The organism is Blastococcus saxobsidens DD2 (assembly GCF_000284015.1).
GTDB classification, from domain to species: Bacteria; Actinomycetota; Actinomycetes; order Mycobacteriales; family Geodermatophilaceae; genus Blastococcus; species Blastococcus saxobsidens_A.
Map to the genome: position 1 here is coordinate 448,378 of NC_016943.1, position 17,569 is coordinate 465,946.

A 17,569-nucleotide genomic window follows, 5' to 3' on the forward strand; every position below is an offset into this window, starting at 1 on the left:
GACCCTCTCGTGCCGTGGGTGCACTCACAATGGGCGGAACGCACAGTTCTGAACTCCCCGTGTTGTGCTGTCAGCGGTGTCTTCGAGGAGGTGATCGAGTGCACGCCTTCCGGCCGGAGGTGGCGACGAGGCTTGCGCAGCTGGGGCCGAGGCTGCTCGACCAGCTCGACGCGATGACCGACCGCATGGTGGACGTGCTCGCCCGCACCGAGCCGGCGTACCGCGAGCTGATCGAGCAGTCCGAGCAGGACCTGCGGCTGTCGACGCGCTCGAACCTGGAGAACGGGCTCCGCTCGCTCATGGCCGCGGCGGGACCCGGAGGGTCGCCGCACCTGGCGTCCGCGCGGGCGGTGGGGCGGCGGCGGGCCGCGCAGGGCATGCCGCTGGAAGCGGTGCTGCGGGCCTACCGGCTGGGCGGCCAGGTCACCTGGGAGACGCTCGTGGCGGTGTCCCGGGACGGCAGCGGGCACGAGGACACGCTCCTGCTCGAGGTGGCCGGCTCGGTGTGGCGCACCAACGACGCGGAGTGCGGCGCGCTCGCCGAGGGCTACCGGCAGGAGCAGCGACGGCTCGACGGCGTGGACGAGCAGGCCCGGCAGCAGGTGCTGGACGGCCTGCTGGACGGCCGCGGCAGCGATCCGGCGTTCGTGCGCAGCGCCGCCGAGCTGTTGGCCATGCCGCTCGAGGGGCGGCTGATGGCGGCCGTCGCGCTGCCGGGCCCGGACGGGGAGCCGGGGCTGGAGACGCCCGCGGAGACCCTGCTCAAGCGCGGGCTGCGATCGGTGTGGGGCGCCCGCAGCGAGGCGCAGGTCGGCGTGGTGGTGCTGGGCAGGAGCCGGCCGGCCGACCTGCTGGCCCTGCTGCGCACCGCGGCGCGCGGGCCGGTCGGGGTGTCCGACGTCGTCGTCGGCGCGGCCGCGGCCGGTGTCGCCTACCGGCTGGCCGAGACGGCGGTGCGGACATTGCCTGCCGGTGCCAGCCGGGTGGTGAGCATCGACGAGCGACTGCCCGAGGCGCTGCTCAGCAACTCGCCGGAGATCAGCTCCCGGCTCGTCGGGCAGTCCCTCGGTGGGCTGCTCGAGCTGCCGCAGGACGAGCGCGAGGTGCTGCTGGACACGTTGGCGGCCTTCCTCGCCTCCGACGGGTCACCGACCCGCGCCGCCGACGCCCTGTACTGCCACCGGAACACGGTGATGCACCGGTTGCGGCGGATCGAGTCGGTGACCGACCGGAAGCTGACCGACCCCCGCTCCCGGCTGCTCTGGCAGCTGGCCCTGCTGGGCACCGAGCACGGGCAGCCGGCCAGGCGCTCCGCCTGACTACTGGAGGTAGCTCTCCACCTGCTGCTCGGGCCGGACCTGCGCCTCGTCGGGGTTCTCGTCGTACTGCCGCTTGGCGCGGCGCTGGCGCAGCAGGTCCCAGCACTGGTCCAGGTCGGCCTCGACCTTGCTCATGCGGGCCCTGGTCTCGTCGGTGTGCTCGCTGCTGTCGCGCAGCGCGTGCTCCTCGTCCACCAGGGTGTGGATGCGCGTCAGGATGTCGTCCTCGTCCATGCTCTCGAACCTGCCCGGGGACAGAGCCGTGAAACCGGAACCCGCCCCGTGCGCCCGGACGGTCAGGACTGCTCGGGCACCCAGCCCTCGACGAAGGCCGCCAGCCGGCGGTGCACGGCTCCGCCGGCGCGGCCCAGGGCCAGCAGCGCGGCGCGGTCGAGCGGGACCCGGACGGTGCGGCGGCCCGGCCGGCCGCTGGCGACGGCGTGGCCGGCGGCCACCAGCTCGGGCCACGGGCGGGCGAGCTGGTGGCGCACCCGGCCCAGGGCCGCCGCGGAGGGGCCCGCGTTGCCCTCGACCATCGCCGTCACGAAGCCGGGGTCGCTGCCGGCCACGCGGGTGCCGTCCCGGAAGCTCCCGGCGGCCAGCGCGAGCGCCAGCGGCCCGGCCTCGGCCGCCGCGGCGGCGAGCGCGGCGGCGAGCAGGTGCGGCACGTGGCTGATCGTCGCGACGGCGTCGTCGTGCTCCGCCGCGGTGACCGGCACGACCTCGGCGCCGACGGCCAGTGCCACCTCCGCGACGCGCAGCCACCGGGGCAGTTCGGTGTCGGCCTCCAGGCAGAGCGCCCAGCGGGCGCCGGTGAACAGCGCCGGGTCGGTGGCCCCGTGCCCCGACCGCTCGGTGCCGCACATGGGGTGGCCGCCGACGAACCGGCGTCCCAGCGTGGTGCCGACGGACGCGAGCACCGGCACCTTGACCGACCCCAGATCGGTGACCGTGGCGTCGGGGTCGATCGCCAGCCCGTCCAGCGCCGTCGCCATGACCGGCAGCGGCACGGCCAGGACGACGACCCCCGAGAGCTCCCGGGTGATCCGCACACCGCGCGCGGCGGCGGCGTCCCGGGCATCCGGGTCGACGTCCCAGCCGGACACCGGGCGGCCGGCAGCGGCGAGGGCGGCGGCCAGCGAGCCACCGAGCTGACCCAGCCCGACCACCGCCACCGGGGGAGCGGGCATGGTCGGTACCGGGAACGAGGGTGCTCCACCGGCGGGGGCGGCCCCGGGGCGCGCGGCATCGGCCATGATCAGAGGCTATGACGCCTCTCCCGACCGACGCGCTGCTCCACCCCGCCACGCCATGACGCCCCGGTCGTTCCTCCTCAGCCCGGAGCTCGCCGACTACGTCCGCGCGTCGTCCGACCCGGTCGACGACGTGATGGCCGACCTGATCCGGGAGACCGCCGAGATGGCCGCCCGCGGGGAGGCGTCGGCGACCATGCAGATCGCACCCGAGCAGGGGGTGCTGATGCGGCTGCTCACCACCGCGCTGGGCGCGCGGCGGGCGATCGAGATCGGCACGTTCACCGGCTTCTCCGCGCTGTGCATCGCCCGGGGGCTGCCCGAGGACGGCTCGCTGCTCTGCCTGGACCGCAGCGAGGAGTGGACGGCGGTCGCCCGGCGGTACTGGGAGCGGGCGGGGGTGGCCGGGCGGATCGAGCTGCGGATCGGCGACGCGCTGACCACGCTCCGGGGGCTTCCTCGTGCGGAGACGTTCGACCTGGCCTTCGTCGACGCCGACAAGACCGGCTACGCCGCCTACGTCGAGGAGCTGCACCCGCGCATGAGCCGCAACGGTGTGGTGCTGCTGGACAACACGCTCCGGGGCGGCCAGGTCCTCGAGCCGCGCGACGAGTCCGACCGGGCGCTGGCGGAGCTGAACACCGCGCTGGCCCGCGACCCGCGGTGGGAGACGGCACTGCTGCCCCTCGCCGACGGCCTGACCCTGCTGCGCAAGCGATGACCGGCACCGGGGCGGAGGGGCCGCCCAGCTACGCGGTGCGGGTCAGCCGCAGCGACGGGCGGTGGCGGGTGGAGCTGCTGGCCGACGACGCCGGCGACGAGCTGCCGGTGCTCGAGCGGGCGCTGGGCGACCCGGCGGCCGGTCACTGGCCGCCGCCGGTCGTGCTCGTCGTGGACTCCCGGCTGTACTTCGTGGCGCTGCGGCACGGCCCCGGCGGCATGGTGCGCGCGCTGATCTCCGACGCCACGATGCTGGAGTGGGTGCTCGCCGCCGAGGTGGTGGAGCGCTACGGGATCGGCGTCGACACCGACGGCGCCTTCGACGACGACGAGACCGGCTGGCCCGGCGGCGACCTGGACCTGTTCGCCGACGACGGGCTGCCCGCTGAGGAGCTACGACCGATCGTGACCGCTGACGACCTGTGGGCCGACGAGATGGTGGCCCGGATCGCCACCCGGCTGGGCTTCGCCGACGAGCTGGCCGCGGCGGTGGTCTCGTGACCGTCACCGCGGTGGTGTTCGACCTGGGCGGGGTCATCACCGAGAGCCCGATGACCGCCTTCGCCGCGTACGAGCGCGAGGCCGGGCTGCCCGAGGGCCTGATCCGCCAGCTCAACTCGACCGATCCGGACACCAACGCGTGGGCCCGGTTCGAGCGCAACGAGCTCGACGTCGCCGGGTTCTGCGCGGCTTTCGAGGCCGAGGCCGCCGCGCGGGGCCACCGGCTCGAGGCGGCGCGCGTCCTCGCGGCCCTGCACGGCGAGGTGCGGCCGGCCATGGTGGCCGCCGTGCGGCGGCTGCGGGAGGCGGGGCTGCCGCTGGCGCTCCTGTCGAACAACGTCGCGCCGATGGAGCGCACCGGGCGGCTCGGGGAGCTGCTGGGCCTGTTCGACGCGATCGTGGAGTCATCGGTCGAGGGTGTGCGCAAGCCCGAGCCCGAGATCTACCGACGGGCGCTGGTGCGGCTCTCCGACGCGGCCGGCCGGCGGATCGAGGCCGCCGACTGCGCCTACCTGGACGACCTCGGCATCAACCTCAAGCCCGCCCGGGCGCTGGGCTTTTCCACGATCAAGGTGGTGGACCCCTCCGCCGCGCTCGCCGAGCTGTCCGAGCTGGTCGGCTTCCCGCTGGACGGCGCCGCGTGAGCCGATACCTGGTTCGCCGGCAGTCCGTCTCTGCCCACCGGAGCTGGGCAGAGACGGATTGGCGGCAGGGGGCCCCGTGAGCCCCGACCTCGACGCGGCGATGGGCCGGGCGCTGGAGCTGGCGGCCGCCGCGGAGGGCTGGGGCGACACCCCGATCGGCGCCGTCGTCCTCGGACCGGACGGGACGGTGCTGGCCGAGGCGGCCAACGAGCGGGAGAAGCGGAGCGACCCGACGGCGCACGCGGAGGTGCGCGCGCTGCGGGCCGCCGCGCAGGCGCACGGGGACGGCTGGCGGCTGTCCGGCTGCACCCTGGTGGTCACGCTCGAGCCCTGCACGATGTGCGCGGGCGCCAGTGTCCTGTCCCGGGTCGACCACATCGTCTTCGGCGCCGAGGACCCGAAGGCAGGAGCGGCGGGATCGCTGTGGGACGTGGTCCGCGACCGGCGGCTCAACCACCGCCCCCAGGTGACCGGCGGGGTCCGCGCGGAGGAGTGCGGCGCGCTGCTACGTGCTTTCTTCCGGCGGCAGCGGGGCCTGTAGTCTCTTCGGCGGTGGCGTGTCCGAGCGGCCGAAGGAGCACGCCTCGAAAGCGTGTGAGGTGCAAGCCTCCGTGGGTTCAAATCCCACCGCCACCGCCAGGGGCTACCGACGGAAGATTCCGGAAGTAGCGACGAAAGTGACGGCGAAGCCGTCTTTGGGGGATCTGACCGGCAGGTTGGGGACTCTGGGGGCGGCTTCGCTGCTGTTCGGGGCCGGATCAGCCGCTGTTGTGGGCGGATCGACGGCCATCGAGGGTCATCGGAGGCTGAATCTGCCGTTCCGGACAGTTTGCGGGCATGCCGAAGGGCCGGTCCGTTGGGACCGGCTGGCGAGTGCTGTGGGGTTGTTCATCTGGCCGGGTTAGGCCGCGGCCGTCTCGGGTGGCCCGACGCCGGGTGGTAGGCCGGTGCGGGCGTGTTCGCCCTTGCGCTGCTTGCGAGGAACGTAGATGACGCCGCTGGGGTCTTCGATCGCGTTGGCGAGGAACGTGCGGATCTTGCGGATGCTCGCAGCGGCGAGCAGGAACGCGGCGAAGACGCTCTGCGCGGCCTTGCCCCGGACGCGGCGCCTGCCGGGTGCAGCGAGGGCCTCGTGCGCTTCGTCCTTGGCGAACCCGTGCATGCCCTCCTGCGACTGGCGCAGCGTGTTGTACAGGTCCGTGTGCTGGTCGGAGCCGTAGGGCAACGACTGGCGGACCTTGGCACCGTCGAGCGGGCTGACCGCGATCGACTCTGCCCGCAGACGCGAGGCTTGTTCTCCCCGCTGATGTCGGCGGGCGGAAGGATCCGCAGCCGGGCGTCGGTGACGTGCCCGTTGACCACGAACCGGTCGAGGATGAGCGCCCGCACGGGGCGGCCGGTGGACTGGTCGGCGTCGGCGTTGTGCAGGACCTTGGTCTAGAACGACGGCCCCAGGTACTTGACCGCCCCACTGCCCTCGCCCAGGTTGTCGCAGGTGCGCAGCAGCAGTCGGTAGCCGTCCTCCGGCGTTCCCCGATGCATGGCATCAACGGCCGCGGCGAGCCGGGCCTCGGTGAGCGGATACGGCAGCCGATCGGGACGGGTGTAGACCAGCGCCCGGCGCGGCACCAGCCAAGGCTGATCGCCGGTACCCCACGCGTAGCACCCGGCCAGCAGCGCCCCCAACCATCCCGGCCGCTGGACGGGCCGAGCCCGGTGAGCAGATCCCGGCGGGTGATCCGCCGGTGTCCCCCCCGCGCGTTGCGGGCGGTAGGTCATGGAAGAACGTGGTCCACGCCGGATTGCCGATCCGGGTCTCCCACCAGTCGGGGTGGAAGTCGAAGCCGTGCGCGAGGATCTGCGCCTCGGTGGGCAGGTCGCCGACCCGCTGGGAGAACGTGCCGGTCGACGGCGGCAGAGCCTGCAGCGCCGGATACGGCTCCGGATCGCCCACAGGGCTATGTCTCGCCCCGGCCAGTGTCCGTGCAACGCCGCCCGCGTCAGGCGACGGTTGCTTCGTGCGGCCGAGTGACGCCCAAAACCGGTTCGGTCGCGTCGGTCACCATCGGCTGCATCCAGCCGTCGAGGGTCTGCCAGTAGGTCGCGTCGGCCTGCAGGTCTGTTTCGTACCGGAGCTTCCACAGCAGACCTGCGTCTGTGTGGGCACTCCAGGCCAGCAGATAGTCCCGCAGAAAGGCGTTGATTGACTCGTCGCCTTCTTCGCAGGCGGCCTTCCACGGTTCTTGGTCCTGCAGTTCGGCCAGCAGGCGGCGGGCTGGCGCAACTGGCGCCAGGCGGTCGAGGTTCTTCTTCTGAAGCCCCGCCAGTTGACGGTGCATGAACTTGCGCTTGATGTCGCTGTCACCCCAGAACAGCCGAGTGTCGCGAAGGCCGTCGGCCACCTTGTCCGCCATGGCGTTCGCGCCATCCATGATGGTGCCCATGGCCGCCATGAGCGTGGTTGCGTCCGCCGCTTGTTCCAGGTGGCGGCGGAGCCCGTCATCGCCGACCACCTTGAGTGGGTCACCCGAGCAAGCAAGGTTGTGCGCCTGGACGGCGGTCAGGCGGGCACCCCAGAGAAGGTGCAGGGCGGCCTCTGCCATCTCGCGCACGTCCGAGGTGAGCGTGAAACTCCGATTCATGCCGGGCTGAACGGGACCGTCCATCGACGCGAAGAACCGGTCGAGAGCCTTGGCGACCAACTGCGCGAGCAGAACCAGATCGACCTCGTCGCCTTTGCTCGCGGACTTCAGCGCGTGGTTGAGGGTGTCGCGGAGGTGGAGTTCTGCGACGTTGACGTCGATGCGTTCCGTGCGCGTCAGGAGATCACTGATTCCCGCCCGGACCTCCTGCAGTCCAACCTGCATCTCGCGCAGCATGCGCGTCTGCTTCTTGACCTCGAACAGGATCGCCGTGGAGATCGCGAGGTTGACGACGGAGACGCCGAGGTTGGCGAGTTGGACCGCACCCATCACGGCGGAGGCGTCCGGTGCCGACGGCAGGGGCCCCGTCGGTGTGGGCAGCCCCAGGCCCGCCGCATCAGCGGATCCGACCGGGATGTAGCGGATCTTCTGCGGGTTTGGGATCGGCCCGTTGGAACCCATGACCTGGTAGACGAGGCGCACGGCCTGGCCGGGTCCGGTGCTGGTGTACGGCGCTTCCACAGCCGCGCTCCTTCCGTTGCGTGGTGAACGTAGTGGCCGACGGTGACGATCAGGCCGAGCGACTCGCGCTGTGGTGCCAGCGCTCATCGACCGGTGATGGGCGTCGACAGCCTGCGCCCGCACTCCTCCTGGATGTCGAAGGCCGAGCCCGGGCTGGAGTGACATGCGCGCGGTGCTCCAGAGTGCGCCGTTGCGTGGCGGCGCCGTCGTCGCGACGCAGACTTGCCTGGCCGTTATCAATACACCATGCAGCCTCTGCTGGGAGAGGGCTTATACCCCTTTGACACACCGTATGGAGACCGGTTGTCGAGGGTCAGCCAACCGTGGCCGCAGGATGCCGACGTGTACAAACTGCTGGGTGCCGATCGTCGTCCGTACATGAGCCCGGTCCCCGGAACGCTGGGCGGCTATCGGCCCGGGAAGATCTACGGACGCCTCGACTGTCCCTCCGCTCTCAGGTGGATCGCCAAGGGCCACTACGTCAAGCACCGGGTCTTCTTCGCCGATGAGGCCACGGCCATCGCCGCCGGTTACGAGCCGTGCTCCAGGTGCTTGCCGGAGAAGTAGCGGGAGTGGAAGCGGACGGCAACCGCTGTAGCCCCACCGCTCCTGCGGCCCCTGGCCGAGTGAAGTCCCTGGCGGGGAATGATCACCGATGCGGCGGGGAACGATCCCGCACAGGATGATCTTCGGGCTGTTCAGCGGCTTGTGTCGTCAGCCCGCCAGCAGTTCCGACGGCGGCGTCCGGCCGGGTCCTGACCCGGCCGTGCGCCGCCGTCGTCGTTCGGCGGGGCGGTTCAGGCGGGGAAGTCGCTGTCCAGGATCAGCACACCGTCCCGGTCCAGGAACGTGAACACGTGCGGCCCGGTCTCGCGGCGGCCGTCGGGGTAGCGCAGCTCCATGGTGGCCGTGGCCGTGCTCCGCCCGTCCTCGGCCGCGATGTCGCTGAGGCGCACGTCGGAGAACTGGTCCCAGTAGCGGATGTAGTTCTCCCGGCTGATGTTGGCGCGCAGCGTCGGGCCGGTGAGCTCCCAGGCCCGGGCCGGGTCGTCGAGCACGAGCCGGTGGTAGTCCCGGAGAAAGGCGCGGATGTTCGCTTCGTTCAGCGGGTCGACGTCGCTGCCCTCGCCGCCCCCTTCGCCGTCCTCCTCGCGTTCGTCCCGGTCGTCGTCCTCGGGCTCCTCCGCGGGGGCCGGTGCGGTCGGCTGTTCCTGCTCGACCGGCGGCTCGGGCTCGACCGGGGGAGGAGCCGGCTGCTCGCTGGTCGGCGGCGCCTCCGACGGCGCCGAGGTCGTGGAGCCCGCGGCCGGTTCCTCGGGATCCGCGTCGCCGAGCGTGTTCACCAGCAGCGCGAGTGCGCCCGCCAGGAACACCGCGACGATCGCGGCCGCCGCCCAGGCGCCGCGCCGCCGGCCGGGGGCGGCCGGCGCGGGTGGCGCCGGAGTGGGGGCCGGCTGCGGGACCGGGGTGCGGGGGACCGGCGTGAACGCGGCGGGGGTCGGCCGGGGCGCCGGTCCCGATACGGGGGTGGAGGCGAGGACCGCGGTCCCGGCCGGTCCCGACGACGGCCGCAGGTCGGTCCGGGCGAGCAGGACTGTCGTCGTGTCCCCGTCCCGACCGGCCGCCAGCCGGGCCAGTTCGTCGCGCACCTCCGTCATCGCCGGCCGGGCGGTGGGGCCCGCGGCCAGCATCCGCAGCAGCGGGCCGGTGAGCTCGCCGGCGCGGCGAGGGGGCATGACCTGCCCACCGGCGACCCGGTGCAGCATCCCCAGGGCGTTGTCGTCCATGCCGAACGGCGGCATGCCTTCCAGGCAGGTGTACAGCGTGGCTCCGAGGGAGAAGACGTCGCTGGCCTCGGTCATCTCGAACCCCTGCGCCACCTCGGGAGCGAGGAACGCCGGGGTGCCGGTGAGCTGGCCGGTCTGGGTGAGAGTGACGTCGCCGCGGGCGTGCGAGATGCCGAAGTCGGTGATCTTCACCAGCCCGGCGACCCGGCCGCCGCGGCCGATCAGGATGTTGGCCGGCTTCACGTCGCGGTGCACGATGCCTGCCGCGTGCGTGGCGGCCAGCGCGTCGGCGACCTGGGCACCGATCTGCGCCACCTGGTCCCCCGCGCAGCACGCCGTCCTGGGTGAGGACCTCCGCGAGGCTGCGCGAGGGCAGGTACTCCATGACCAGCCAGGGCGCCCCGCCCTCCACGGCGACGTCGTAGACCGAGATCGCGTGCGGATGGCTCAGCCGCGCCGCGATCCGCTCCTCGCGCAGGGCGCGCTGGCGCTGCTCGTCGATCTGCTTCTCGTCGGCCCCGAGCGGGAAGAGCACCTGCTTCACCGCGACCTGCCGGCCGAGCCGCTCGTCGCGGGCGAGCCAGACGGTCCCCATCCCGCCGCCGCCGATCTGCGACTCCAACCGGGGACGGGTCAGACGGTGGAGGGCACGCCGTACCGGCGTGCGTACTCCTCCTGCGCACCCACCGGCAGGGCGTCGTAGAGCTCGCCGAGCTCCGTGTGCACCTCGGGATCGAGGTCGTCGAAGATCCGCTGCCAGGTGGGTGGCTCGTCGTAGCTGCGGGTGAGCAGCAGCTCCCACGCCTGCGCCTGGCGGTCGCGCTTGCTGCGCTCGGCGACGAACTCCGAGAGATAGCGGTCCTTCGCCGCGGTCTTCTCCTCGGCCGTCGCGCCGGCCGGCAGCCCCGCCGCGTCGCCGCCCTTGAGCACGCCGACGATCGCCTCCACGACGTCCGGCCGCACTTCGCTGTGCTGGCTCATGTCCCGCGCCTCCTCGTCCGTGCCCCGCGACTCGGGGCCCTTCCCCGCCGACCGCACGGTCAACCGCTCTGCCGTGCAGGATGCCGCACACCTGCCCGGACGGCCCGTCCGCGGTGTCGCGGCCGACCGCCGGAAAGGGAACCGGTAGCATTCGGTCCGTACCTGGAGGATTCGCCTAGTGGCCTATGGCGCTCGCTTGGAAAGCGGGTTGGGGGCAACCCCTCGGGAGTTCGAATCTCCCATCCTCCGCAGTACGGACAGGCCCCGGTGTGCGCACCGGGGCCTGTCGTCTCCACGTCGGGGTCGTCGGCCCGCCGGGTCAGGCGCCGGCAGCCGGCGGGACCGGCGCCGGCCGCTGCAGGCGGCGCAGGTACAGCCCCGCGACGGCGGCCAGGACGAGCAGCCCGCCGGCCAGTGCCGCCGGCGCCAGGCGCTCGCCGAGGAGGAGGGCGGCCAGTGCGGTCGCCGTCAGCGGTTCCAGCAGGGTGACGATGGACGCCACCGCGCCCGGCACCGTGCGCAGCCCGGTGAAGAACATCGCATAGGCGGCCGCGCTGGGGACGGTCCCCAGGTACAGCAGCACGGCCAGGGCGGCCGGGTCGGCGGTGAACCGGAGGCCGGCGGCCAGTGCCACGGGGGTGAGCAGCAGCGCCCCGAGGGCGAAGCCCACGAGGGTCACCGGTACCCCGGCGGGCACGCCGGCGCCGGCCAGGGTGACGACGGTGTAGCCGAGGGCCGACCCGACCGCCAGGAGAGCACCGAGCACCACGGCCGTCCCGGTGTCGGCACCGGCCGAGACCCCGACGAGCAGCACCAGCCCCACGAGGGCCACGACCAGCGCGACGGCGGTGGTCCGATCGGGGCGGCCGTGACCCAGCAGCGAGGCGCCGACGGCGATCAGCAGCGGCGCCAGGCCCAGCGCCACGAGGGTGGCGATGCTGACCCCGCTCGCGGCGACCGCGGCGAAGTAGGCCAGCTGGTACGCGGCCAGCCCGGCGCCCACCAGGAGCAGTCGGACGACGGTGCCGCGGGTCACCGCGGGTGCGGGTCGGGACCGGCGCCGGGTGGCCGCCCAGAGAGCGAGGAGGACCACCGCGCCGATGGCCATCCGGTGCCAGGCGATGTCGAGCGGGCCCAGATCGCTGCGCCGGGCGACCACCGCGCCACTGAGACCGGAGGTGCCCCAGCAGAGGGCGGCGAGCACGACGAGGGGGAAACCGCGGCGGGCGGCGGCGGGGACGGCGGTCGGGCGCTCGCGGTCCGCGGTGAGGTCGGGGGTGGACATGACGCTCCAGGTGCCGGTTCCGGTGGGGGACTCGTCTCCGGAGCGCGGCGCGCCGGTGCGCGGATGGCTCCGGGTCAGGACCGGGGCGGCGGGAGCACGAGGCGGAGGCGGGGCGTCACGGGAAGCAGCGTAGCGGGGCGTGCGGCACCGGCCGGGCCGATTCCTCTACAGTGGTGCGCGACCCCTCGTGTGGCGTCACCCTGTGAACCTCCCCAGGGCCGGAAGGCAGCAAGGATAAGCGGGCTCTGGCGGGTGCGCGGGGGGTCCCTGTCTTCTGCCGGCCTCCGGCCGACACCGCGATGACATCGCGGTCCTCCGGACCGCACCGCGGCCAGGTGCCGTCCCCCTGGTGTGCGGAGCCGTTGCCCGTGTCCCGATCGGGAACCCTCCGGGCTCCGCGATCGGTCCACACTGTCGGCGGTCGCGTCCGCTGTGGTGTCTCACGCCCCGCGTAACCTGCTGCCGTGGCTCTGGCGCTCTACCGCAAGTACCGCCCGGCGACCTTCGCCGAGGTGGTCGGGCAGGAGCACGTCACCACCCCGCTGATGAACGCGGTCGACGCCGGGCGGATCAATCACGCGTACCTGTTCAGCGGCCCGCGGGGCTGCGGCAAGACGTCGTCGGCCCGGATCCTGGCGCGCTCGCTGAACTGCGAGCAGGGGCCGACGTCCACGCCGTGCGGGGTGTGCGGGTCCTGCATCGCACTCGCCCCCGACGGCCCGGGCTCGCTGGACGTCATGGAGATCGACGCGGCCAGCCACGGTGGCGTCGACGATGCCCGGGACCTCCGCGAGCGGGCGTTCTTCGCGCCGGTGAACAGCCGCTACAAGGTCTACATCGTCGACGAGGCGCACATGGTCACCACGCAGGGCTTCAACGCCCTGCTGAAGGTGGTCGAGGAGCCGCCGGACTTCCTCGTCTTCGTCTTCGCGACGACGGAGCCGGAGAAGGTCCTCCCGACCATCCGCTCGCGCACCCACCACTACCCGTTCCGGCTGGTGCCGCCGACGACGCTGCGCGCCCTGCTGGAGAAGACCTGCGCGGCCGAGGGTGTGCAGGTGGAGCCGACCGTGTTCCCCCTGGTCGTCCGGGCCGGCGGCGGCTCGGTGCGCGACTCGCTGTCCATCCTCGACCAGCTGCTGGCCGGCGCCGGCCCCGAGGGCGTCACGTACCGGACCGCGGTCGGGCTGCTCGGCGTCACCGACGACGCGCTGCTCGACGAGACCATCGACGCGCTGGCCGCCCAGGACGCGCCCGGCGTCTTCCGTGCGGTCGACCGCGTGGTCGAGGCCGGCCACGACCCCCGGCGCTTCGCCACCGACCTGCTCGACCGGCTGCGCGACCTCATCGTCCTCGACGCCGTTCCCGACGCGGGCGGCAACGGGCTGCTCGACTGCCCGCCCGACCGGCTGGACCTGATGAGCTCCCAGGCCCAGGCGCTGGGTTCGGCGACGCTGTCGCGGATGGCCGACACCGTGCACGAGGGCCTGGGCGAGATGCGCGGCACCACCGCGCCGCGGCTGCTCCTGGAGCTGGTCTGCGCCCGCATGCTGCTGCCGGCCACCGACGGCTCCGCCGCCGCCACCCTCCAACGCCTGGAGCGCCTGGAGCGGCGCATGTCGATCGCCGGCGAGCACGCCGGCCGCCCCGGCGCCGAGGTCGCGCCGGCAGCGGCCCCCGTCCGGGAGGCTCCGGCGCGCGAGGCCGCGCCCCGGGACAGCGCGCCCGCTCCCGACCCGGCCGGCCCGCGCCGGGAGTTCGTCCGCCGGTCGCAGACGGGAACCGAGCGCTCCGGCTCCGGGGGACCGGCTGCCGCACCGGCGGCCCCACCGGCCCCACCGGTCGCGCCGAGTCCGGCTCCGGAGCCGGCTGCCCCCGCACGTCCCGCGGCCGCGGCGCCCCCCGCCGCCGCGCCATCGGCACCGGCTCCGGCTGCGGGAGGCGACTGGCCGGAGACCGCCCGTCCCGGTGCGAAGCCGCCCGCCGCCGCACCGTCGGCCGCCTCGACCGACGACTGGCCGGAGACGGCCCAGCCGGGCAGCCGCCCGCGCCCGGCGGCGCCCCAGCCGTCCGCACCGGCGGCAGCCGCCGCGGCACCGGCCACCGACGCTCCCGGCCGGCATCCCCGGGAGGTCGTGGACGAGCCAGACATCCCGCTGCCGCCGGAGCCCACCGACGACGAGGACTGGCCGCACGCCGCGCAGCCGGGCGCCGTCCGCGCCGCCGAGTCGCGGCTCGAGCAGCCACGCCCGCCGGCCTCCCCGCCGCGTGCGGCCGCGGAGTCCGCGCCGGCCCCCCGTGGTGGCGAACCCACGCCCGTGGTCTCGGCGAACCCACCGGAGACCGCCTCCGACGGCGAGCTGACCACCACCGACGTCCGGCGGGTGTGGCCGGAGCTGCTCGCTGTGGTGAAGAAGCACAAGCGCACCACGGAGGCGCTGCTGAAGAACGCCCAGGTGCACCAGCTGGCGAACGGTGTCCTCACCCTCTCGACGTCCTCGCCGGCGCTGGCCCGGCGGCTCGGCGACGACCTGAACAAGGACGTGCTGCGCGCGGCGCTCAACGAGCTGCTGGGTGTGCGCTGGCGGGTGGACGCCGTGGTGGAGGGGGCCGGTGCCGCGGCCGGCTCGGCGAAGGCGGCCCCGGAGGCGGTCCGCGAGGCGGCCCGGGCGGCCGAGGCGGCCGAGGCGGCCGAGGCGCGGGAGCTCATGGCCGAGCGCGCGGCGGAGAGCTCCTCGGGCGGCGACCGCGAGCCGGAGCCCGCCGTCGACCAGGAGCAGGCGGCCCTGCAGCTGCTGCGGGCCCAGCTCGGCGCCCGGCCGGTCGACGGCTGAGACGCCAGGGCGGCGCGCCGTCGCCTCGTCGTACCGGCGGCCTACTCTCGTGACATGTTCCCCGGAGGCCAGCAGCCCGACCTGTCGCAGCTCATGAAGCAGGCGCAGCAGATGCAGCAGCAGCTCGCCGCCGCCCAGCAGGAGCTGGCGGCCACCGAGGTCACCGGCAGCGCCGGCGGCAACCTGGTCACCGCCACGATGACCGGCGACGGTGACCTCACCGCGCTCACCATCGCGCCGGCGGCGGTCGACCCCGACGACCTGGAGACGCTGCAGGACCTCGTCGTCGCCGCGGTCCGGGACGCCAAGCGCGCCGCGGACGAGCTGACCGCCAGCCGGATGGGCCCGCTCGCCGGCGGCCTGGGCGGCGGCGGCCTGGGGCTGCCCGGCCTCTGATCGGGCGCGCCCGCCCGATCCACACCGCAACCCGAGGAGCACCGTGTACGAGGGTGCCGTCCAGGACCTGATCGACGAGCTCGGTCGCCTGCCCGGCGTCGGGCCGAAGAGCGCCCAGCGCATCGCCTTCCACCTGTTGTCGGCCGAGTCCGCCGACGTCACCCGGCTGGTCGCTGCCCTCACCCGGGTGCAGGAGTCGGTCCGCTTCTGCGTGACCTGCTACAACGTCGCCGAGGCCGAGCAGTGCCGCATCTGCCGCGACCCGCGCCGCGTCGAGGACGTGCTCTGCGTCGTCGAGGAGCCCAAGGACGTCGTGGCCATCGAGCGCACCCGCGAGTTCCGCGGCCGCTACCACGTGCTGGGTGGTGCGATCAGCCCCATCGACGGCGTCGGCCCGGACGACCTGCGGGTCAAGGAGCTGATGACCCGGCTGATGAACGGCGCGGTCACCGAGCTGATCATCGCGACCGACCCGAACCTCGAGGGCGAGGCGACGGCGGCCTACCTGGCGCGACTGGTCGGCCCGATGGGGCTCACCGTCTCCCGGCTGGCCAGCGGGCTGCCCGTGGGCGGCGACCTCGAGTACGCCGACGAGGTGACCCTGGGCCGGGCGTTCGAGGGCCGCCGGCGGATCGAGGCCTGACGGCGGGCTCCGCTGCCTCCCCCGGAGGGGGGCCGGTCGAGTCCCCTGGTGCACCTCTCCGGCACGGAGGGTGGCGAAAGGTCACGAGATGATGTCGATCATCACGTCGCCGTCACCAGCAGCACCGCGGGAGTCCTAGGGTCGCGGAACGCACCGGTGGACGTTCGTTCGTCGCCGGCCGTCCCGCCCGGAGCTCGTCCGGCCCTCGAGGGTCGAGAAGGCAGGTCTTCCGCGATGTCACGTCGTGCCACTCGTGCGCTCGCCGCCAGCGCGGCCGCACTCACAGCAGTCACCCTGTCGGCCTGTGCCTCCAGTGACCGGGACTCCGAGGGCGGTGGCGACCCCGCCGCCGAGGAGTCCGGCGGCACGCTGGTGTTCGGCGCCGCCGGTGACCCGGCGATGTTCGACCCGGCGTTCGCCAGCGACGGCGAGACGTTCCGGATCGCCCGCCAGATCCACGAGGGCCTGCTGACCACGTCCGCGGGCGGCACCGAACTCGAGCCGTCACTGGCCGAGGACTGGGAGGTGAGCGAGGACGGCCTCGAGTACACCTTCAACCTGCGTGAGGGCGTGACGTTCCACGACGGGACCGAGTTCAACGCCGAGGCGGTGTGCTTCAACTTCGACCGCTGGCACAACTTCGACGGCCTCGCCCAGAGTCCCAGCGCCACGTACTACTACCAGGCGGTCTTCGGCGGCTTCGCCGACAGCGAGGACCCCGGCATCTACGAGGGCTGCGAGGCGGTCGACGAGAACACCGCCGTCATCACGCTCAACCAGGTGACCAGCAAGATCCCCGCGGCCCTCTCCCTGCCGGCCTTCTCCATCCAGAGCCCGACGGCGCTGCAGGAGTACGACGCCGACAACCTGGGCGGCAGCGAGGACGCGATCACCTACACCGAGTACGCCCTCGAGCACCCCACCGGCACCGGCCCGTTCAAGTTCGAGAACTGGGACCGCGGCAACGGTGAGGTCACCATCGTCCGCAACGAGGACTACTGGGGCGAGCAGGCGTTGCTCGACGAGATCATCTTCCGCACCATCCCCGAGGGGAACACCCGCCGGCAGGAGCTCCAGGCTGGCACGATCGACGGCTACGACTTCGTCTCGCCGGCCGACTACCAGACCCTCGAGGACGACGGCTTCCAGGTCCTGGTGCGCGACCCGTTCAACATCCTGTACCTGGGCCTCAACCACGGGAACGTGGAGGGCACCAGCGCCAACCCGGCGCTGCAGGACATCCGGGTCCGCCAGGCCATCGCGCACGCGATCAACCGCGAGGAGATCGTGACCTCGCTGCTCCCCGAGGGTGCCGAGGTGGCGACGAACTTCATGCCGCCGACCGTCGACGGCTGGGCCGAGGACGTGCGGACCTATGAGTACGACCCGGAGCGGGCCCGGCAGCTGCTCGAGGAGGCCGGCGCGACCGGCACCACGCTGCGCTTCTACTACCCGACCGACGTCAGCCGGCCGTACCTGCCGGACCCGGCCGCGATGTTCCAGGTCATCGCGGAGGACCTGCGCGAGGTCGGCCTGACCATCGAGCCGGTCGCGCTGCAGTGGAACCCCGACTACCTGCAGGCGGTGCAGTCGGGCCAGGCGGACATCCACCTGCTCGGCTGGACCGGGGACTACAACGACGCCTACAACTTCATCGGCACGTTCTTCGCCGAGGACCAGAACAACATGGCGTCCGCGGAGTTCGGCGCGTTCAGCGCCCCGGAGATCTTCGCCGCGCTGGCCGAGGCCGACGCCGAGCCGGACCCGGCCAACCGGACCGAGCTCTACCAGGAGGCGAACCGGCTGATCAAGGAGTTCCTGCCGGCGGTGCCGATCTCGCACTCGCCCCCGGCGCTGGTCGTGGCCGAGAACGTCCAGGGCCTGGAGCCCAGCCCGCTGACGGCGGAGGACTTCTCGACGGTCACCCTGGCGGACTGAGTCCGTTCCGTATCGACCGCGCCGGCGGTGGCACGATCGCCACCGCCGGCGCGGTCGCCGGTACGCGGTAGGACAGTGGTGTCCGGAAAGGCTGGACCGAGCAG

The 17,569-nt window shown here is 73.4% G+C and carries 18 protein-coding genes, 2 tRNA genes, 1 other RNA gene and 1 pseudogene; 13 read left to right on the plus strand and 9 right to left on the minus strand.

Annotated elements, in window-relative coordinates; genetic code table 11:
• The first annotated feature begins 98 nt into the window (after nt 1-98).
• Nucleotides 99-1,319: a PucR family transcriptional regulator gene (locus BLASA_RS02065; RefSeq protein ID WP_014374339.1), complete on the plus strand. Its 1,221-nt coding sequence runs from the start codon at nt 99-101 to the stop codon at nt 1,317-1,319.
• Here the strand turns inward: BLASA_RS02065 and BLASA_RS02070 are convergent, their stop codons facing one another.
• Entirely contained in the window at nt 1,320-1,553 is a 234-nt protein-coding gene (locus tag BLASA_RS02070) for a DUF2630 family protein (protein WP_014374340.1), read from the minus strand.
• Nucleotides 1,554-1,615: 62 nt separating this feature from the next.
• Nucleotides 1,616-2,575 (minus strand): prephenate dehydrogenase/arogenate dehydrogenase family protein, encoded by a 960-nt coding sequence (locus BLASA_RS02075; RefSeq protein WP_166486453.1) that lies wholly within the window; start codon nt 2,573-2,575, stop codon nt 1,616-1,618.
• Between the two features lie 55 nt (nt 2,576-2,630).
• Between BLASA_RS02075 and BLASA_RS02080 the strand changes: the two genes are divergently transcribed.
• The 5 genes from BLASA_RS02080 to BLASA_RS02100 all read left to right on the plus strand — a co-directional run bounded on the left by BLASA_RS02080 (nt 2,631) and on the right by BLASA_RS02100 (nt 5,076).
• A complete protein-coding gene (locus BLASA_RS02080) occupies nt 2,631-3,293 on the plus strand; it encodes an O-methyltransferase (protein ID WP_014374342.1) in 663 nt (220 codons plus the stop codon).
• On the plus strand, nt 3,290-3,793 hold the full coding sequence (locus tag BLASA_RS02085) for a tRNA adenosine deaminase-associated protein (RefSeq protein WP_014374343.1): 504 nt from the start codon (nt 3,290-3,292) through the stop codon (nt 3,791-3,793). Before BLASA_RS02080 ends, BLASA_RS02085 begins: the two co-directional genes overlap by 4 nt.
• On the plus strand, nt 3,790-4,437 hold the full coding sequence (locus BLASA_RS02090) for an HAD-IA family hydrolase (RefSeq protein WP_014374344.1): 648 nt from the start codon (nt 3,790-3,792) through the stop codon (nt 4,435-4,437). Before BLASA_RS02085 ends, BLASA_RS02090 begins: the two co-directional genes overlap by 4 nt.
• Before the next feature lie 76 nt (nt 4,438-4,513).
• Nucleotides 4,514-4,978 (plus strand): nucleoside deaminase, encoded by a 465-nt coding sequence (locus BLASA_RS02095; RefSeq protein WP_014374345.1) that lies wholly within the window; start codon nt 4,514-4,516, stop codon nt 4,976-4,978.
• A 10-nt stretch (nt 4,979-4,988) separates the two neighbouring features.
• Nucleotides 4,989-5,076, plus strand: a tRNA-Ser gene (locus BLASA_RS02100).
• A gap of 262 nt (nt 5,077-5,338) precedes the next feature.
• Here the strand turns inward: BLASA_RS02100 and BLASA_RS02105 are convergent.
• The 3 genes from BLASA_RS02105 to BLASA_RS02115 all read right to left on the minus strand — a co-directional run bounded on the left by BLASA_RS02105 (nt 5,339) and on the right by BLASA_RS02115 (nt 7,601).
• Nucleotides 5,339-5,662 (minus strand): hypothetical protein, encoded by a 324-nt coding sequence (locus BLASA_RS02105; protein ID WP_014374346.1) that lies wholly within the window; start codon nt 5,660-5,662, stop codon nt 5,339-5,341.
• 212 nt (nt 5,663-5,874) lie between these two features.
• The gene (locus BLASA_RS02110; RefSeq protein WP_166486454.1) at nt 5,875-6,066 is read right to left on the minus strand and encodes a hypothetical protein; all 192 of its coding nucleotides are present in this window, start codon (nt 6,064-6,066) and stop codon (nt 5,875-5,877) included.
• A 371-nt stretch (nt 6,067-6,437) separates the two neighbouring features.
• Entirely contained in the window at nt 6,438-7,601 is a 1,164-nt protein-coding gene (locus tag BLASA_RS02115) for a hypothetical protein (RefSeq protein ID WP_014374349.1), read from the minus strand.
• Between the two features lie 378 nt (nt 7,602-7,979).
• Between BLASA_RS02115 and BLASA_RS23930 the strand changes: the two genes are divergently transcribed.
• Entirely contained in the window at nt 7,980-8,168 is a 189-nt protein-coding gene (locus BLASA_RS23930; protein ID WP_051005118.1) for an Ada metal-binding domain-containing protein, read from the plus strand.
• 230 nt (nt 8,169-8,398) lie between these two features.
• On the opposite strand, the gene BLASA_RS23225 is transcribed toward BLASA_RS23930, so the two are convergent.
• From BLASA_RS23225 to BLASA_RS02130, 3 genes and pseudogenes are all read right to left on the minus strand, one after another.
• On the minus strand, nt 8,399-9,832 hold the full coding sequence (locus tag BLASA_RS23225; protein ID WP_269446699.1) for a protein kinase domain-containing protein: 1,434 nt from the start codon (nt 9,830-9,832) through the stop codon (nt 8,399-8,401).
• Nucleotides 9,729-10,010: pseudogene (locus BLASA_RS26475) on the minus strand (protein kinase domain-containing protein); the annotation flags it as partial. The gene BLASA_RS23225 and the pseudogene BLASA_RS26475, both read right to left, overlap by 104 nt.
• An 11-nt stretch (nt 10,011-10,021) precedes the next feature.
• Nucleotides 10,022-10,369 carry a hypothetical protein gene (locus tag BLASA_RS02130; protein ID WP_041776016.1) on the minus strand — a complete coding sequence of 116 codons (348 nt, stop codon included), beginning with the start codon at nt 10,367-10,369 and terminating at the stop codon, nt 10,022-10,024.
• Nucleotides 10,370-10,533: 164 nt separating this feature from the next.
• Between BLASA_RS02130 and BLASA_RS02135 the strand changes: the two genes are divergently transcribed.
• A tRNA-Ser gene (locus BLASA_RS02135) sits at nt 10,534-10,618 on the plus strand.
• A 70-nt stretch (nt 10,619-10,688) separates the two neighbouring features.
• On the opposite strand, the gene BLASA_RS02140 is transcribed toward BLASA_RS02135, so the two are convergent.
• Nucleotides 10,689-11,654, minus strand: a complete 966-nt coding sequence (locus BLASA_RS02140) for a DMT family transporter (RefSeq protein ID WP_014374354.1) — start codon at nt 11,652-11,654, stop codon at nt 10,689-10,691.
• A gap of 176 nt (nt 11,655-11,830) precedes the next feature.
• On the opposite strand from BLASA_RS02140, the gene ffs reads away from it, so the two are divergent.
• The 5 genes from ffs (at nt 11,831) to BLASA_RS02160 (ending at nt 17,465) form a co-directional block, all read left to right on the plus strand.
• An RNA gene (ffs, locus tag BLASA_RS23810) (signal recognition particle sRNA small type) lies at nt 11,831-11,926 on the plus strand.
• A gap of 192 nt (nt 11,927-12,118) precedes the next feature.
• Entirely contained in the window at nt 12,119-14,488 is a 2,370-nt protein-coding gene (locus tag BLASA_RS02145) for a DNA polymerase III subunit gamma and tau (RefSeq protein WP_014374355.1), read from the plus strand.
• A 54-nt stretch (nt 14,489-14,542) separates the two neighbouring features.
• Nucleotides 14,543-14,884, plus strand: coding sequence for a YbaB/EbfC family nucleoid-associated protein (locus tag BLASA_RS02150; RefSeq protein WP_014374356.1), 342 nt, complete (start codon nt 14,543-14,545; stop codon nt 14,882-14,884).
• A 43-nt stretch (nt 14,885-14,927) separates the two neighbouring features.
• The gene (gene recR, locus BLASA_RS02155; RefSeq protein WP_014374357.1) at nt 14,928-15,527 is read left to right on the plus strand and encodes a recombination mediator RecR; all 600 of its coding nucleotides are present in this window, start codon (nt 14,928-14,930) and stop codon (nt 15,525-15,527) included.
• A gap of 234 nt (nt 15,528-15,761) precedes the next feature.
• Nucleotides 15,762-17,465 carry an ABC transporter substrate-binding protein gene (locus tag BLASA_RS02160; RefSeq protein WP_014374358.1) on the plus strand — a complete coding sequence of 568 codons (1,704 nt, stop codon included), beginning with the start codon at nt 15,762-15,764 and terminating at the stop codon, nt 17,463-17,465.
• Nucleotides 17,466-17,569: the final 104 nt, after the last annotated feature.

Bases quoted from the DNA above. Each gene is read 5' to 3' on its own strand.
- BLASA_RS02070 (WP_014374340.1), bottom strand. From the start codon at position 1,553: ATGGACGAGGACGACATCCTGACGCGCATCCACACCCTGGTGGACGAG.
- BLASA_RS02075 (WP_166486453.1), bottom strand. From the start codon at position 2,575: ATGGCCGATGCCGCGCGCCCCGGGGCCGCCCCCGCCGGTGGAGCACCC.
- BLASA_RS02080 (WP_014374342.1), top strand. From the start codon at position 2,631: ATGACGCCCCGGTCGTTCCTCCTCAGCCCGGAGCTCGCCGACTACGTC.
- BLASA_RS02085 (WP_014374343.1), top strand. From the start codon at position 3,290: ATGACCGGCACCGGGGCGGAGGGGCCGCCCAGCTACGCGGTGCGGGTC.
- BLASA_RS23930 (WP_051005118.1), top strand. From the start codon at position 7,980: ATGAGCCCGGTCCCCGGAACGCTGGGCGGCTATCGGCCCGGGAAGATC.
- BLASA_RS02130 (WP_041776016.1), bottom strand. From the start codon at position 10,369: ATGAGCCAGCACAGCGAAGTGCGGCCGGACGTCGTGGAGGCGATCGTC.
- BLASA_RS02140 (WP_014374354.1), bottom strand. From the start codon at position 11,654: ATGTCCACCCCCGACCTCACCGCGGACCGCGAGCGCCCGACCGCCGTC.
- BLASA_RS02150 (WP_014374356.1), top strand. From the start codon at position 14,543: ATGTTCCCCGGAGGCCAGCAGCCCGACCTGTCGCAGCTCATGAAGCAG.
- BLASA_RS02160 (WP_014374358.1), top strand. From the start codon at position 15,762: ATGTCACGTCGTGCCACTCGTGCGCTCGCCGCCAGCGCGGCCGCACTC.